A 14,409-nucleotide genomic window follows, 5' to 3' on the forward strand; every position below is an offset into this window, starting at 1 on the left:
GACGTCGTCGAACCACAGGAGCAGGGCATATGAAGATCGGAATCATCGGAGCAGGTTTCATCGGCGGATCGCTGACGCGGCGCCTGACGGCCGTGGGGCACGAGGTCGCGGTCGCCAACTCGCGTGACCCCGAGACGCTGGCCGACCTCGCATCGGAGACCGGCGCGACGGCGGTCTGGGCCAAGGACGCGGCCGCCGACGCCGACCTCGTCATCCTCACAATCCCCCAGAAGAACGTCCCCGACCTCGCCGACGACCTGTTCGCGGCACGCAAGCCGGGCGCCCCGATCATCGAGACGAACAACTACTACCCGCAGCAGCGGGACGGCCTCATCGCCGCGATCGAGGACGGGCAGCCCGAGAGCGCCTGGGTCTCCGAGCACATCGGCGCACCGGTCATCAAGGTGTTCAACGGGATCTACTGGAAGCACCTGCTGGAGAAGGGTGTCGACGCCGGCACCGACGGCCGGATCGCACTGCCCATCGCCGGTGACGACGTGGACCACAAGAAGATCGTCTCCGACCTCGTCGATCAGATCGGTTTCGATCCCGTCGACGCCGGGTCGATCACCGATTCATGGCGTCAGCAGCCCGGTACGCCCGTCTACGGCAAGGACTACAACGCCGATAAGGTTCGCGCGGCTCTCGCCGAGGCGAGCAACGAGCGCACCGACGAGTGGCGCGCGAAGCCCTGACCAGGGAGTTCATCGGGACGACCACCCGCTGTCGTCCCATCCGTCGTCGTCGCCGGCGATGACACGATCGGCGCGCGTGGCCGTCGCCGAGACCAGATCGGCGTTGTGTTGATCGACCTCGGCGACCCACGCGCGGGCGTCGTCGGGTGCTTTGCCGAACTCGACGTGCCGCGCGACGAGGCGGTCGGTTCGAGTTCGATCGTCGGTCGTCACGAACCACACGGAATCCATCCGGGCGCGCGCCGCACGCCACTCCGGTTCGTCGAGGAGCAGATAGTTGCCCTCGGTGATCACGAGTCGGGCGGTCGGCGGCACCACCAGCGCCGCGGCCAGCGGCTGTTCGAGTTCGCGCTCGAATCCCGGTGCGTAGAGCGGTGTCTCGGTCTCCTGGCGCGCGCGGGTCAGCAGCGCGGTGTAGCCGGCGGCGTCGAACGTATCCGGCGCGCCTTTGCGGTCGAGGGTGCCCAGCCGCCGGAGCTGAGCATCGCCCAGGTGGAAGCCGTCCATCGGGACGTGGGCCACCCAGCCCGGCCCCCGCAGTTCGTCGATGCGGGCGACGAGCGCCTCGACCAGGGTCGTCTTGCCGGCGCCGGGTGCACCCGCGACACCGAGGATCGCGCGTCGGTGGGTCCCGACCGTCGCGATGGCGTCACGGGCGAGCCGGTCGGCGGAATACATGAACCGAGTTATACCTGCGGTCGGGTGGGCCCCGGGCCGACAAAACGCCTTCTGTACCGTTGAAAACGATCATCTCCGACCGTTCGACGCGAAGGAAGGATCTTTATGTCGCAGCCCACAAAGCTGCCGAAGAACCCGGACAAGGGCTACGTCGCCCTGCTGGGTTGGAGTCTCGCCGCGGTGGAAGCCCTCGAGAACTTCGATCGCCGATACCTCGTCGTCGCCCCCGAATGGGCCGAGGAGTACTGCACCGCGAACGACATCCCGTTCCTGCCGTGGAACTTCGAACGGCTCAACGACCGTTCGTTGGAGATCGCGGAGACGTTGCGCGACAAGGGCGTCGATGTCGCGATCCCGCTGTACGAGGAAACCGTCGAGTGGGCGGGCGCCATCAACTCGGTACTGCTGGACAACCCGCGGTTGTTCGGACAGGCGATGTTGTTGCGCGACAAGGCCTTGATGAAGCGGCGCGCCCAGCTGGGCGGCATCCGCGTCGGCATCTTCGAGGAGGCGCACGACCGCGAGGACGTCATCCGGTTCCTGCGGCGCGTCAACCAGACGCTGCTCAAGCTCGACGGCGATCCGAACGACCCGATCCACCTCAAGGCGTTCGACAAGGCCGGCTGCCTCGGGCACCGCGTCATCCGCACCCCCGACGAGGTCGACTCCATCCCGGAGGAAGAGTTCCCGGTGCTGATGGAGTCACATCTCGACGGCTGGGAGTTCGCCGTCGAGGCGTGGATCCACAACGGAAAGATCAAGTTCCTCAACATCTCCGAGTACGTGACGCTCGGGTACTCGGTGTTCGTCCCGGCGACGCCGGAACTGGAGAAGTACCGTCCGGCGATCACCGAGCAGATCGAGAAGCTCATCAAGACCTTCGACATCGAGTTCGGTTTCGTGCATCCCGAGTACTTCGTCACCAGCGACGGCGAGATGTACTTCGGTGAGGTGGCGTACCGGCCGCCGGGCTTCAAGGTGTTCGAACTCCTCGAGCGCGCCTACGGCTTCAACGCCTACCAGGGGCTCGCGCTGGCCTTCGACCCGAAGACCACCGAAGAGGAGATCGACGCGTTCTTCCCGCGCGAGGTCGTCGACGCCGCCGGTGTCGCAGGGTGTTTCGGTGTCTACCCGCGTCGCCGCGTGGTCAGCAACCTCGAGATCCCCGAGGTCACCCTCGACGACGACTACTACGAGACCAACGACCTCGCCCCGCCGCTGGAGGAGACCGTGACCAAGCGGACCGCCTTCGGGACGCACTGGGGTCTGTTGTACTTCTTCGGTGAGGACCCGTATCGGATGCGGGACCTGCTCAAACAACAGGAAGAACTGGACTTCTACGTGTGAAGCAGGAACTCGGGAACGACCTGACCGGACCGACGCAGACGATGGATGCCTCCTCGACAGAGGGGGATCCCACGCCTGCGCAGGATCCGGCTCTCACGTCGCGGCTCGCGCAGCTCGACCATGCGACCGCCGCACTGCGTGACGCGCCGAGCTTCACCAAGAACTCCAAGGTGCGGCGCGTTCTCGACTCCCTGCACCGTGTGCTGGCACAGAAGGGCGGGTGCGCGGCGATCCGGGAACGCGCGGCCGAACTCGACGGTGCCGGGTTGTTCGAGGGCACCGACTGGTCGCAGCCCGACATCCTCGTCCCGGGCTTCGTCGGGCCGAGCCTGCGCAGCGGCCAGAACGACACCGTCGTGCTCGAGGCGACCAGCGAACTGCGGTTGGTGGCCATCGCCGCCGGCGAGTTCACCCACCCGTCGATCTCCGCGGACGACGCGCGGCGGTTCCTGTCGCAGGTTCTCGCGATGAACCTCGAGGTGTTGTTCACGCCGCCGTCGGAGTCCGAGCGGGTTCGTCTGGGCCGCACGGCGTATCTGATCCGCGACCTGTTCGCGTACGTGGCCGAGCAGATCGGTTACGACAGCGTCCTCGACGAACTCGTCGAGGAGATCTGGCGCATCCTGCGGCAGCGCCCGATCCAGGTCGAGCAGGTGACCTCGATGGTCACCCGCATCGCGATCTACCGCGACGACCCGAGCGTCGATCTGGGCAACTCCGGTCAGGGCCTCGACCGCCTGATCACCGCCCTGTTCGGGACCACCGACTCCTGTCGCGAGGACCCCGGCGTGGACGTCTACCGGTCACGCCTGGAGAACATGGACGCCGGTGCCCTGCAGTTCGAGGCCGGTGGCTTCGCGCGCGCGATGCACGATACCGGGCTGGTCTCGCCGTACCACGCGACGCTGGTGCGGTTCCTCGTGGAGAACAACTCCTACGGGCTGCCCGAGGCCCTCGGTTTGTCCGAGACCGGCCGGATCTCGTTGCAGCGCTATCCCGAGCTGGTCCACCGCCTCGTTCTCGAGGCCGTGCATCCCGAGACCGCGCAGTGCCTCTACGGGCTCGCACTGCTGCTCGACCGCGGCATCCTGCACCAGCCGCCGATCGTGCCGTCGCTGTGGCGTCAGATCGCACTGAAGCTCTCCCCCGCCGTCCGCGAGCGGATGACGTTGGCGTTCGGGCCCTCCCCCGACCCCGCGTCCCGGCTGCTCGGCGGGCTGCTGTCCATGCTCGGTCAGCCGCTGGGCGTCGGACAGGGTGACAACCCGACCTGCCAGTCGGCGCGGGCGTTGTCGATGTGGGCCTACAACGACCCGGACTACCTGCTGCAGATGGTGGTCTGGGCGGCGCGCGACGACGAGATCGTCATGCACTTCGAGGGTCAGCCGTTGTCGTCGACCGACAGTGTCGGCGGTGTCGCGACCAGCGACCCCATCGACCTCGACCCGGTGTCGCTGCTGCTGGTCCCGCACCTCGACCGGATCTACGCCGAGATGGTCCGGCGGTGTGCCGGACGGCCGGGTGATCCGCATCGCTGGGTCAACCCCGAGTTCCACGGCTGGTGGGCCGCACGCGAATTCCACATCGACGTCGATGTGGAGACCGGCAACCTGATCGATCTCGACGATTTCCTACGACAGTTCCACGCGTCGTACCACCCGGCGTACAACGGGGATCAGCCGTTGATCCACCCGCAGCCCGCCGGTGTCGCCGTGACCGACAGCGCAGCCCGCTACGTCGGCTGGCACGCGATCACGATCCTGCGCGTCGCCGCCGACCCCGACGGCGTGATGCGGGTCTACTTCTTCAACCCCAACAACGACAGTGGCCAGGACTGGGGCGACGGCGTCGTCGTCGGCACCGCGGGCAACGGCGAACGGGCCGGCGAGGGATCGCTGCCGTTCGACCAGTTCGCGTCGCGGCTCTACATCTTCCACGCCGACCCGCTGGAGAACGGCGAGCCCGAGAACGTGCCCGCCGAGGACATCGACCGCATCATCGGGTTCATCGAACGTAGTTGGGGCGCCGACCGGATGCCCGCGGACACCGTCACCGCCGAGGGGTCAGGGGACTCGAACCCCTGACCCCGCCCCGCCAGGTGGGCACGTACGGCCACCAGGTGGGCACAAAAGCCCGCCAGTTGGGCACGTACCGCCGCCAGTTGGGCAGTGACGGCGGGGCAGGCATGCTGGTGACATGAAGTTTGTCGAGATGGACTCCGTCACCGCACCCGCCTCGTCCGTGATCCTCGGCCTCATGCGGATCGAGCCGCTCGACGACGAACAGATCCGGACCCTCGTCGGGACCGCGATGGATTCCGGCGTCACCGTCTTCGATCACGCCGACATCTACGGCAGCGAACGGCACGCCTGCGAGCGGAGATTCGGCGCTGCGGTGTCGTTCACGGCGTCGCAGCGCGAGCGGGTGATGCTGCAGAGCAAGGTCGGTATCCGCGACGGGTTCTACGACTTCTCCACCCGGCACATCCTCGACACGGTCGACGAGTCGTTGGACGCGCTGCGCACCGACCACCTGGACCTGTTGCTGCTGCACCGCCCGGACACGTTGGTCGAGCCGGCCGAGGTCGCCGCCGCCTTCGACGCGTTGCAGTCGGCGGGCAAGGTGCGTGCGTTCGGCGTCTCCAATCACACCCCCGGGCAGATCGAGCTGCTCAAGACCGCGGTGACGCAGCCGCTGGTGGCGAATCAGGTGCAGCTGAGCATCACCCATGCACCTCTCGTCGCCGCGGGTGTGGCGGCGAACATCGGCGGCCTCGACCAGTCCGTGAGCCGCGACAACGGGCTCCTGGACTACTCGCGTGTTCACGGGATGACGCTGCAGGCGTGGTCACCGTTCCAGAAGGGCACCTCCGACGGCGTCTTCTTCGGCGACCGCGAGAACTATGCGGAACTCAACGACGTGCTCGACGAGCTCGCGTCCGAGTACGGCTTCACCCCGACGGGCATCGCGACGGCCTGGATCACGCGGCACCCCGCCGGAATCCAGGTGGTGCTCGGCACGACGAACCCTTCTCGCGTGGCCGATGCCGCCGCCGGCTCGGACGTGGATCTCACCCGCGAGCAGTGGTACCGGATCTTCCGCGCCGCCGGGCACACGCTGCCCTGACCCGGTTCAGCGCACCGGAGCAACAGCAGCGGCGATGACGAGTTCGGCCGCCGCGTCGACACGGGTGCGCTGCGCGGTCACCAGCCCGTCCTGGCACAGTCCACGCAGCCCGGAGACCACCAGCGTGGCGCGGACTCTCGCATCGGCACGCGGATGCCCGAGTGCGACCAACGCCGCGGCGATCGGGCCCAGCATCACCTCTACCGTCATGCGCGCGTACTGCTGGTAGGTGTCGGGGTCGGTGCTGGCCAGGCTCAGCACCTGCAGCATCATCTTGACGCTGCGGCGCTGCTCGCCCCGGGTGATCGCACGCCACAGCGTTCTCCCTGCGGCGACGAACTCCTCCTCGGTGGTGACATCGGCGAAGATCTCGCCGGCGTCGGGTCGGGCCGCGTCCAACGCCTGCGACAGCAGGCCGCCGCGATCGCCGAAGTAGTACAACAGCATTCGCTTGCTCGTGCCCAACGCCTCGGCCATCGGCGCCAACGACAGGTCGCTGACACCGTTGTCCTCCAGATAGCCCACCACCGCGCGGAGGAGTTCGGCGCGCTTGTCCAGATCGGGCATTCGAGGCATTGCTTGAATGTATCGATCGGTACGCCTACGGTCAATGGTGTGCCGATCGGTACAGATATGCATCCAGGAGGAGGTCGGATCGTGAATCGGGATCGAACACTCCGCGTGGCGGTCGTGGGAGCCGGCATCGGAGGACTGAGCGCCGCCATCGCGCTGCGTGCCGAAGGGATCGACGCCGTCGTCTACGAGCAGGCATCAGAGCTCACGGCGTTGGGCGCCGGGGTCTCCATCGCCACCAACGGCTCTCGGATCCTGACCCGACTCGGGCTCGGGGAGCAGCTCCGCGCGGTCGCAGGCAGGTTCACGCAGTATGCGTTCCGCACCTGGCAGGGCGATCCGATCGCCGGCGAGCCGTCCGAGTTGTCCTTCGGCGATCCCGCGCACACCCTGTTCCTGCATCGCGGCGAGTTCCAACAGGTGCTCTCCGACGCACTCCCGACCGATGCGCTTCGGCTGGGCCACAAGGTCGTCGCAGTCACCGAACACGACAGCGGCGTGACGGTGGAGTTCGCCGACGGCAGCATCGTCGAGGCCGATCTGGTGATCGGCGCCGACGGTATCCACTCCCGGCTGCAGGGGCTGGTGGGCACGCCTGCAGAGCCGGTCAGTGAGGGCGTCATGGCCTACCGGGGACTCATCCCCACCGAGCGTGTCGAGCACATCGTCGACATGAGCATGTGCGCGATGTGGCTCGGACCGCAGCGCAGCTTCCTGGCCTACCCCGTCTCGGCCGGCTCGCTGCTGAACGTGGTGGCCTTCGCGCCGACCAACCTCGACGTCGTCGAGTCGTGGACGGCCCCCGGCGACGTCGACGAACTCGCCGCCTCCTACGCCGGGTGGGATCAGCGGGTCCTCGACATCATCGCCACGATGGACACCACGTTCCGCTGGGGCATCTACGACCGCGAGCCCCTCGACCGGTGGTCGACCGATCGCGTCGCACTCCTGGGCGACTCCGCGCACGCGGTGACGCCGCATCTGGGTCAGGGCGCGAATCAGGCCATCGAGGACGCCGCCACGCTCGCCGTGGTCCTGCGCGATTGCGCCGCAGACGACATCCCGGCGCGGTTGCGGGTCTATGAGGGTCTGCGCCGCGACCGCACCACACTGGTCCGCGACAGCGCCCGTGAGGCGGGTCGTACCTACCGCTCCACCGAACTCTCGGCCCTCGATCAGGCCGAGCGGATCGGCGCGATCGTGGCCGGCATCGACATCAACACCCACGACGCCGAACGTGTCGCCGAGCGGGCGATGGCCGCCGCGCCGTAGCCATCGTCGAACGAACGCGCGTCTGCCGTTCTGACGCAGCCGTACAACAGAGAAGTCCCGCCGCAGATGCGGCGGGACTTCGTTGTGCGCCCGAAGGGATTCGAACCCCTAACCTCCTGATCCGTAGTCAGGTGCTCTATCCGTTGAGCTACGGGCGCGTGGTCGTGCGTGTTCAGTTGTACGGCCGCTGGTGCCGTGGCGGAGGCGAGAGGATTTGAACCTCCGGTCCCGTTTTAGCGGGACAATTCATTAGCAGTGAATCCCATTCGGCCGCTCTGGCACGCCTCCAGCGGAGTCCTTACGAACTGCCGAGAGCAAAGGTTACACAGCGTGCGTCGCACGGAGCAAACCGGTTGGTAACCCGCAGGACACCCGCCTAGATTTGACGGTGTGACACCGCGCATCCGACCCGATCTGGCCACCCTCCCCGCCTATGTTCCCGGCAAGACGTTTCCGGGCGCGGTGAAGCTGGCGAGCAACGAGGTCACCTTCGGTCCCCTGCCCAGCGTCGCCGCCGCGATCGCCGACGCCGCGGCCGGCCTCAACCGCTACCCCGACAACGCCATGGTGGCGCTCACCGAGGCGTTGGCCAAGCGACTCGGCGTCACCCCGGACAACATCCAGACCGGCTGCGGGTCGGTGAGTCTGTGTCAGAACCTGATCGCGATCACCAGCGCGCCCGGTGACGAGGTCCTGTTCGGATGGCGGTCGTTCGAGACCTACCCGCTCGCGACCCGCGTGGTGGGTGCGACGCCGGTCCAGATCCCGTTGACCGGCGACCACACCTACGACCTGCCCGCGATGGCCGACGCGATCACCGAGCGGACGCGCCTGATCTTCGTCTGCAACCCGAACAACCCCACCGGGACCGTCGTCGACGCCGACGACCTCATCGCGTTCCTCGACCGCGTGCCGCCCGAGGTCGTCGTCGCCCTCGACGAGGCCTACATCGAGTACCTGCGCCCGTCGGCCGAGCAGCGCTACGACGCGATCGAACTGCATCGCCGCTACCGGAACCTCGTCGTGCTGCGGACGTTCTCCAAGGCCTATGGGCTGGCCGGTCTGCGGGTCGGGTACGCGATCGCCGACCCGACCGTCATCGAGGCCCTGCGCAAGGTCCACGTCCCCTTCAGCGTCAACACCCTCGCCCAAGCCGCCGCGGTCGCATGTCTCGCCGCCGACGCGGAGCTGCTCGCGCGGACCGAGGCGATCGTGGCCGAACGCGCCCGGGTCTCCGCCCGCCTGACCGAGCTGGGCTACCGGGTGCCGGAATCGCAGGCCAACTTCGTGTGGATCGACCTCGGGGCCGATGCCCTCGACTTCGCCGCCGCGGGGATCGAGCACAAGGTGGTCATCCGACCGTTCGCAGGCGACGGTGTCCGCGTGACGGTCACCGAGCCCGCCGAGAACGACGTCTTCCTCGCGTTCGCCGAGCGCTGGGTCTCCGATGTGAAGGCGGGCGGGCATCGCTGAGGCGATGGGTTTCAGCGAGTGCGCCCGCACCCGGGGATGCAACATGTTCCCGCACTACATGGAGGTCGCGGGGTGGCTTGCCCTGGCCGCGGTCGTGCTCGCCTGGGTCGCCATGGCCGCCTTCGTCACGATCGACCTGATGACGCGTTCGACCGCGTCGACCAGAACCCGGTGGCGCGCCGTCGCGATCATCTGGCTGCTGCCGGTCGTCGGGGTCATCGCGTACCTCGTGGCCACCCGACGCTCACGCCGCCGGGCCTGAGGCCTCACTCCGAGGCGTCGACGACGACCACGATCTTGCCCGACACCGCACCCTGCGCCGCCCGGGTGTGGACGTCGGCCAACTCGGTCAGCGAAACCCGTTCGGCGACATCCACGGTCAGCTCACCGCGGTCGACGCGGGCAGCGAGTTCGGCCAACTGCTCTTCGTCGCTGCGCACGTAGAGGTCGATGCCCCGGACGCCTCGATCCGCATCCGACGGTGCCGGCATCCAGACCGTCGTGTTGACCACGACGCCACCCTCTCCGACGAGCTCGGCCAGGGCAGCGAACCGGTCGGGATCGATCGACGCGAGGTTGAGCAGGACGTCGACCGGTTGCGTCACCGCGTCGACCACATCGGTGGTGGTGTGGTCGACGATCTCGTCAGGACCGGCCGCCTCGACGCGCGCCCGGCTCTTCGGACCGGCGGTCGCGATGACGTGGGCACCCGCCGATTTCGCCAGCTGCACCGCGTAGCCACCCACCGCGCCACCGGCGCCGTTGATCAGGATCCGTTGTCCCGACTGCAGATCCGCGTGGTCGAAGAGCGCCTGCCAGGCGGTGAGCCCGACAACCGGCAGGGCAGCGGCGTCGGCGAGTGGGATCGTCGTGGGCGCCGACGCGAGGATCTCAGCCGGCGCGAGGACGAACTCTGCGGCCGCACCGTCGTCGACGAACGGTAGGAACCCGACGACATGGTCACCGACCGCGAGGTCGTCGACCCCGTCGCCGAGGGCATCGACCGTCCCCGCGACATCCACGCCCGGGATGTGGGGAAGCGCCAGGGGCATCGGGTCCTGCATGAACCCGGCGCGGATGTTGCCGTCGACGCTGTTGAAGGCGGTACCGGCGACCCGGATCCGGACCTGACCGGCACCCGGTTCCGGCCGCTCGACCTCCTCCTCGCGAAGCACCTCGGGACCGCCGTACTCGTGGAATCGCACTGCTCTCATCGTCGTACCTCTCCTGAGTCCAATGTACTTCGAGTTCGAAGCACATTGCCGAACGTAGCAGTGCTTCACATTCGAAGCAAGTGCTTCGAATGTGAATCACTGGATAGAGTTGCGGTATGACCGATGCACACCAGCCCCTCGACGCGGCGCAGTTGAACGCCTACTTCGCCCTCATGGATGTCGCCGGACTACTCCGGCACGCGGTCGAGCAGCAGCTGCGGGAGGCCGGCGACCTGAGCTACGTGCAGTTCCAACTGCTGGCGCGACTCGGCCTGGACTCACCGACCGGCAGCGAACGCATGACCGACCTCGCCGACGGCGTCGTCTACAGCCGCAGCGGCTTGACCTATCAGGCCGGTCTGCTCGAGAAGGCGGGACTCATCACCCGCGCACCGTCGGTGGACGACGAGCGCGGTGTCACGGTCTCCGTCACCGATGCGGGGCGGGCGGTGCTGGCAACGGTGCTGCCCGGCCACACAGATGTCGTCCGCAAGCAGCTCTTCGCGACCCTGTCCCGCGAGGACGCCGGGGTGCTCGCGGACCTGCTGTCGCCCGTACGCGAGCACATGCGTTCCGCACCGCCCCGATCCGCCCGGCGACGCTGACCTGCTACAGACCCCGGGAGATCGTCGGCCACAGCAGCGGCAGGTCGCGGGACCAGTAGGCCCAGCTGTGGGTGCCGATGAGCGGGAAGCTGACGTCGGCGGCGACACCGTTGGCGCGCAGCGTGAGCGCGAACTCCAGCGAGCAGCGGTAGGCACCCGACTCCAGTCCGGACGCGGCCAGGAGCGTGGCCGGGCGCGACATCCCCGGGTCGAGCGGCGTCGTGAAGTCCAACGGCCCGATGGCGCCGGAGCCGGCGGAGATGTAGAGGTTCTTGCCGCGGAGCTTGTCGAGATGCAGGCTCGGGTCGTGCGCGGCCCAGTCGGGGCCGCCGACCCGTCCCCACATGTTGTCTGCGTCGCCGCCCTCCTTCGCCACGGTCGCCCGCACGTAGGCCTCGTTGAGCAGACCGCTGACCGGCGGGCAGCCGCTGAGCGAGGCCGCGCCGGTGTAGAGGTTCGGGTGGCGGAACGTCAGCGCCAACGCGGCCTGGCCGCCCATCGACAGTCCGACGATCGCGTTGCGGCCGTTGCCGTTGTAGGTGCTGTCGATCAGCGGTGGCAACTCCTCGGTGAGGAACGTCTCCCACTGCGGCATCCCGACCTTGGGATCCCTCTTCTGCCAGTTGGTGTAGAACGACCCGGCCCCGCCCGACGGCAGGACGACGTTGACGTTCTTGTCGGTGAAGAACTTCGCGGCGTTGCCCTTGGTGAGCCAGTCGCTGACCTGACCGGTCGCGCCCGCGCCGTCGAGCATGTAGACCGTCGACCGGCTCACGTTCGTGTCGCGGGGCAGCAGCACCGAGACCGTGACCTTGCCGCGCATGGCCGGCGAATCGACCGTGACGTCGAGGTGCCTGCTGTTGACCTTCACGACCTTGTCGAGCTTCGCGACCGCGGGCGGCGCGGGGGCAGCCGTGGCCTGGGGGGCGACGGTGACAGCCGAGGCGACGATCCCGATCGCGAGCAAGGACGGGATCACCCGTCGACGAGCGGATCGGCGACGCGACCGCGTGACGAAGCCGGGGCGAGCTCTCACACGAGAGTTCAGCATGTCTAAATACCCCCAGCATTCAGCAAACTTTGCGGACTCTGTCCAGAGTACCGAGACGCGGCGACCGAACCCCCGACCAAATCAGGCAACGTGAGCCTCGGCTGCGTAACGATTGAGCCACCGACGAGCAACGGAGAACCCCGCGTGACCACCGATGACGGCTTTGCGTTCAGTGCCCATGTCCCCGTCCGCTGGTCGGACATGGACGCCTTCGGGCACATCAACCACGCCCGGATGGTCACCCTGATGGAGGAAGCGCGGATCCAGTGGCTGCTCAGCGCGGGCGAGGAGTACCAGCCCCTGATCACCAGCGCGATGATCGTCAACGTCGCCATCCGCTACCAGGCGCAGCTGCGCCACTCCGACACCCCGTTGCACGTCGGGATGTGGGTCAGCGCGTTCCGGTCGGTCGACTTCACCATCTCCTACGAGATCCGCGGCGCGCAGGCACCCGCCGACTCGAAGCCGGCCTGCGTCGCGACCACACAGATGGCCGTCGTCGACATCGAGAAGCACACCCTGCGCCGCCTCTCCCCCGACGAGAAGGCCCATCTCGCCGCCTGGTCACGCAGCTGAGCGGACTTGTCCGTCACAGTCGCGTGGCGTTGATCCCGCCGTCGACGTAGAGGGTGATGCCGTGGATCTTCGACGCCTCGTCGGAGACCAGGAACAGCACGCCGTCGGCGATGTCCTGCGGATCGACGACCGTGCCCGCGGGCGTGGACGCGGTCATGGCGTCGAGGATCGGGCGTGCACTCTCGTTACCGGGTGTCAACGTGACGCCGGGCGCGACCGAGTTCACCCGGACCCCGCTCGGCCCGAATTCCGCGGCCCAGCTCCGGGTCAGCTGCTCGTCGGCCGCCTTGGTCGCGGTGTACATGGCGGCGAACGGGCTGCCCACCGCGGCCATCCACGATCCGATGGTGACGATCGCGCCCATGCCCCGCTGCGCCATCACAGGGGCGAGTTCGCCGACGAGCACGTGGGGTGCGCGGACGTTCACCGCCAGCATCGCGTCGAGGTCGGAGTCGGCCAGATCCACGGTCGCGGTGGCCGGGTAGATGCCGGCGCTGTTGACGAGGATGTCGACGGACCCGCCGAGTTCCGAGGCCGCGGCGGCGGCGAACGACCGGATGTCGGTGTAGCTGCCGGCGAGGTCCACCGGCACGAACGCCGCCGTACCGCCGGTCTCACGGATCCGGGCGACTACGGCGTGCCCGCGGTCGGGGTCGCGGCCGCTGACGACGACGCTCGCGCCGTGGGCGGCGAGGGTGACGGCGATGGCCTCGCCGATCCCACTGGTCGATCCGGTGACGACGGCCGTTCGGCCGGCGAGTCTCTGTGTGCTGGAAGTTGTCATGACCTTTGTCTATGCGGGTCGTCGATCGGCAACCAGGAGAGGATCAACCTAGGTCTGTCATGACCAGGCTTGTGGTCGGCGACGCGGCTAGCCTGGCGTCATGGGTCAGGACCGCACCGCGCTGAGCGCTTTTCTGCGGGATCGACGTGACCGCCTCACGCCCGCGTCGGTGGGGTTGACGGAATACGGGCGACGTCGGGTGCCGGGTCTGCGTCGCGAGGAGTTGGCCCAGCTCGCCGGCGTCAGTCCCGACTACTACAGCAAGCTCGAGCAGGGTCGGCAGGCGAACGTCTCGCCGGAGGTACTGAGAGCTCTTGCTCGGGCGTTGCGGCTCGACGCGGTCGAATCCGCGTACCTGTACGATCTCGCCGCGCCGTCGACGGCACCGGATCCGGTTGCGCAGGCGCCTGATCCGGGGTTGCTGCAGGTGATGCAGGCGCTCGACCACGTCCCCGTCATCCTCCTCGGACGGGCGGGCGAGATCCTTGCCAGCAACGCCCTCATCCGCGCGGTGCTGAGTCTGCCCATGGAGACCGGGGCGTCGCTGCACCACTATCTGTTCCGCGATCCGATCGCGCGGGAGCGGATCGTGAACTGGTCGCAGTTCGCGTCGGCTGCGGTGGCCGGATTACGTCGTGATGCCGCCCGCCGACCGCATGATCCGGTACTGGCCGCGCTGATCGAGGAACTGCGCGTGTCCGAACCGCAGTTCGCGCAGTGGTGGGACGACCACGAGGTCCTGGAGTTCGAGCGCACGATCAAGGTCATCCAGCACCCGTCGGCGGGGACGATGCAGTTCGGCATCGAGTTCCTCTGCACCCCCGGCAATCCCGACCAGAGCCTCATCGTCTACACCGTGGAGCCCGATTCGACGACGGCCCGGGTGCTGCCGATCCTCGCGAGCTGGGATCCGGATTCGACCATCTCGGTCTGATCCCACGGTCGGCCCGACTGGCCATCTCGGACGAACCCGTCAAACGACCGTCGGGATTGCCCGACCCCGACTACTGTCAGC

Annotated in this window: 15 protein-coding genes and 2 tRNA genes; 10 read left to right on the plus strand and 7 right to left on the minus strand. The window is 68.0% G+C overall.

Annotation, left to right across the window (positions count from 1 at the left end; all coding sequences use genetic code 11):
* The first annotated feature begins 29 nt into the window (after positions 1-29).
* Positions 30-695 (plus strand): NADPH-dependent F420 reductase, encoded by a 666-nt coding sequence (locus tag LX13_RS07925; protein ID WP_253660801.1) that lies wholly within the window; start codon positions 30-32, stop codon positions 693-695.
* 9 nt (positions 696-704) lie between these two features.
* Here the strand turns inward: LX13_RS07925 and LX13_RS07930 are convergent, their stop codons facing one another.
* Positions 705-1,373 carry a nucleoside/nucleotide kinase family protein gene (locus tag LX13_RS07930; RefSeq protein ID WP_253660802.1) on the minus strand — a complete coding sequence of 223 codons (669 nt, stop codon included), beginning with the start codon at positions 1,371-1,373 and terminating at the stop codon, positions 705-707.
* Between the two features lie 105 nt (positions 1,374-1,478).
* On the opposite strand from LX13_RS07930, the gene LX13_RS07935 reads away from it, so the two are divergent.
* The 3 genes from LX13_RS07935 to LX13_RS07945 all read left to right on the plus strand — a co-directional run bounded on the left by LX13_RS07935 (position 1,479) and on the right by LX13_RS07945 (position 5,846).
* Positions 1,479-2,720, plus strand: coding sequence for an ATP-grasp domain-containing protein (locus LX13_RS07935; RefSeq protein ID WP_253660803.1), 1,242 nt, complete (start codon positions 1,479-1,481; stop codon positions 2,718-2,720).
* A 41-nt stretch (positions 2,721-2,761) separates the two neighbouring features.
* Positions 2,762-4,804, plus strand: a complete 2,043-nt coding sequence (locus LX13_RS07940; protein WP_253661784.1) for a hypothetical protein — start codon at positions 2,762-2,764, stop codon at positions 4,802-4,804.
* A 112-nt stretch (positions 4,805-4,916) separates the two neighbouring features.
* Positions 4,917-5,846 (plus strand): aldo/keto reductase, encoded by a 930-nt coding sequence (locus LX13_RS07945; RefSeq protein WP_253660804.1) that lies wholly within the window; start codon positions 4,917-4,919, stop codon positions 5,844-5,846.
* Between the two features lie 6 nt (positions 5,847-5,852).
* Here the strand turns inward: LX13_RS07945 and LX13_RS07950 are convergent, their stop codons facing one another.
* Complete coding sequence (locus LX13_RS07950; protein WP_253660805.1) at positions 5,853-6,422, minus strand: TetR/AcrR family transcriptional regulator; 570 nt, start codon at positions 6,420-6,422, stop codon at positions 5,853-5,855.
* A gap of 81 nt (positions 6,423-6,503) precedes the next feature.
* Between LX13_RS07950 and LX13_RS07955 the strand changes: the two genes are divergently transcribed.
* The gene (locus tag LX13_RS07955; RefSeq protein WP_253660806.1) at positions 6,504-7,691 is read left to right on the plus strand and encodes an FAD-dependent monooxygenase; all 1,188 of its coding nucleotides are present in this window, start codon (positions 6,504-6,506) and stop codon (positions 7,689-7,691) included.
* Positions 7,692-7,776: 85 nt separating this feature from the next.
* On the opposite strand, the gene LX13_RS07960 is transcribed toward LX13_RS07955, so the two are convergent.
* Both LX13_RS07960 and LX13_RS07965 read right to left on the minus strand, forming a co-directional pair.
* Positions 7,777-7,849: transfer RNA gene (locus LX13_RS07960), tRNA-Arg, on the minus strand.
* Positions 7,850-7,887: 38 nt separating this feature from the next.
* Positions 7,888-7,979, minus strand: a tRNA-Ser gene (locus tag LX13_RS07965).
* 102 nt (positions 7,980-8,081) lie between these two features.
* On the opposite strand from LX13_RS07965, the gene hisC reads away from it, so the two are divergent.
* Positions 8,082-9,164, plus strand: a complete 1,083-nt coding sequence (gene hisC / locus LX13_RS07970) for a histidinol-phosphate transaminase (protein WP_253660807.1) — start codon at positions 8,082-8,084, stop codon at positions 9,162-9,164.
* A 4-nt stretch (positions 9,165-9,168) separates the two neighbouring features.
* On the plus strand, positions 9,169-9,426 hold the full coding sequence (locus tag LX13_RS07975; protein ID WP_253660808.1) for a hypothetical protein: 258 nt from the start codon (positions 9,169-9,171) through the stop codon (positions 9,424-9,426).
* A gap of 4 nt (positions 9,427-9,430) precedes the next feature.
* On the opposite strand, the gene LX13_RS07980 is transcribed toward LX13_RS07975, so the two are convergent.
* Entirely contained in the window at positions 9,431-10,378 is a 948-nt protein-coding gene (locus LX13_RS07980) for an NADP-dependent oxidoreductase (RefSeq protein WP_253660809.1), read from the minus strand.
* A gap of 116 nt (positions 10,379-10,494) precedes the next feature.
* Between LX13_RS07980 and LX13_RS07985 the strand changes: the two genes are divergently transcribed.
* The gene (locus LX13_RS07985; RefSeq protein WP_253660810.1) at positions 10,495-10,983 is read left to right on the plus strand and encodes a MarR family winged helix-turn-helix transcriptional regulator; all 489 of its coding nucleotides are present in this window, start codon (positions 10,495-10,497) and stop codon (positions 10,981-10,983) included.
* A 4-nt stretch (positions 10,984-10,987) separates the two neighbouring features.
* On the opposite strand, the gene LX13_RS07990 is transcribed toward LX13_RS07985, so the two are convergent.
* Positions 10,988-11,959 carry an alpha/beta hydrolase gene (locus LX13_RS07990; RefSeq protein WP_372499895.1) on the minus strand — a complete coding sequence of 324 codons (972 nt, stop codon included), beginning with the start codon at positions 11,957-11,959 and terminating at the stop codon, positions 10,988-10,990.
* Positions 11,960-12,178: 219 nt separating this feature from the next.
* Here LX13_RS07990 and LX13_RS07995 point away from each other — a divergent pair, with 219 nt between their 5' ends.
* The gene (locus LX13_RS07995) at positions 12,179-12,610 is read left to right on the plus strand and encodes an acyl-CoA thioesterase (protein ID WP_308214719.1); all 432 of its coding nucleotides are present in this window, start codon (positions 12,179-12,181) and stop codon (positions 12,608-12,610) included.
* 13 nt (positions 12,611-12,623) lie between these two features.
* Here LX13_RS07995 and LX13_RS08000 read toward each other — a convergent pair whose 3' ends face one another.
* Positions 12,624-13,394, minus strand: coding sequence for an SDR family NAD(P)-dependent oxidoreductase (locus LX13_RS08000; RefSeq protein WP_253660812.1), 771 nt, complete (start codon positions 13,392-13,394; stop codon positions 12,624-12,626).
* 100 nt (positions 13,395-13,494) lie between these two features.
* Here LX13_RS08000 and LX13_RS08005 point away from each other — a divergent pair, with 100 nt between their 5' ends.
* Complete coding sequence (locus LX13_RS08005; protein WP_253660813.1) at positions 13,495-14,328, plus strand: helix-turn-helix domain-containing protein; 834 nt, start codon at positions 13,495-13,497, stop codon at positions 14,326-14,328.
* The last annotated feature ends 81 nt before the right edge of the window (positions 14,329-14,409 follow it).

Source organism: Williamsia maris (genome assembly GCF_024171815.1).
In the GTDB taxonomy this organism is placed as follows: Bacteria; Actinomycetota; Actinomycetes; order Mycobacteriales; family Mycobacteriaceae; genus Williamsia_A; species Williamsia_A maris.

Bases quoted from the DNA above. Each gene is read 5' to 3' on its own strand.
- LX13_RS08005 (WP_253660813.1), top strand. From the start codon at position 13,495: ATGGGTCAGGACCGCACCGCGCTGAGCGCTTTTCTGCGGGATCGACGT.
- LX13_RS07975 (WP_253660808.1), top strand. From the start codon at position 9,169: ATGGGTTTCAGCGAGTGCGCCCGCACCCGGGGATGCAACATGTTCCCG.
- LX13_RS07940 (WP_253661784.1), top strand. From the start codon at position 2,762: ATGGATGCCTCCTCGACAGAGGGGGATCCCACGCCTGCGCAGGATCCG.
- LX13_RS08000 (WP_253660812.1), bottom strand. From the start codon at position 13,394: ATGACAACTTCCAGCACACAGAGACTCGCCGGCCGAACGGCCGTCGTC.
- LX13_RS07935 (WP_253660803.1), top strand. From the start codon at position 1,479: ATGTCGCAGCCCACAAAGCTGCCGAAGAACCCGGACAAGGGCTACGTC.
- LX13_RS07925 (WP_253660801.1), top strand. From the start codon at position 30: ATGAAGATCGGAATCATCGGAGCAGGTTTCATCGGCGGATCGCTGACG.
- LX13_RS07950 (WP_253660805.1), bottom strand. From the start codon at position 6,422: ATGCCTCGAATGCCCGATCTGGACAAGCGCGCCGAACTCCTCCGCGCG.
- LX13_RS07945 (WP_253660804.1), top strand. From the start codon at position 4,917: ATGAAGTTTGTCGAGATGGACTCCGTCACCGCACCCGCCTCGTCCGTG.
- LX13_RS07980 (WP_253660809.1), bottom strand. From the start codon at position 10,378: ATGAGAGCAGTGCGATTCCACGAGTACGGCGGTCCCGAGGTGCTTCGC.
- LX13_RS07985 (WP_253660810.1), top strand. From the start codon at position 10,495: ATGACCGATGCACACCAGCCCCTCGACGCGGCGCAGTTGAACGCCTAC.
- LX13_RS07930 (WP_253660802.1), bottom strand. From the start codon at position 1,373: ATGTATTCCGCCGACCGGCTCGCCCGTGACGCCATCGCGACGGTCGGG.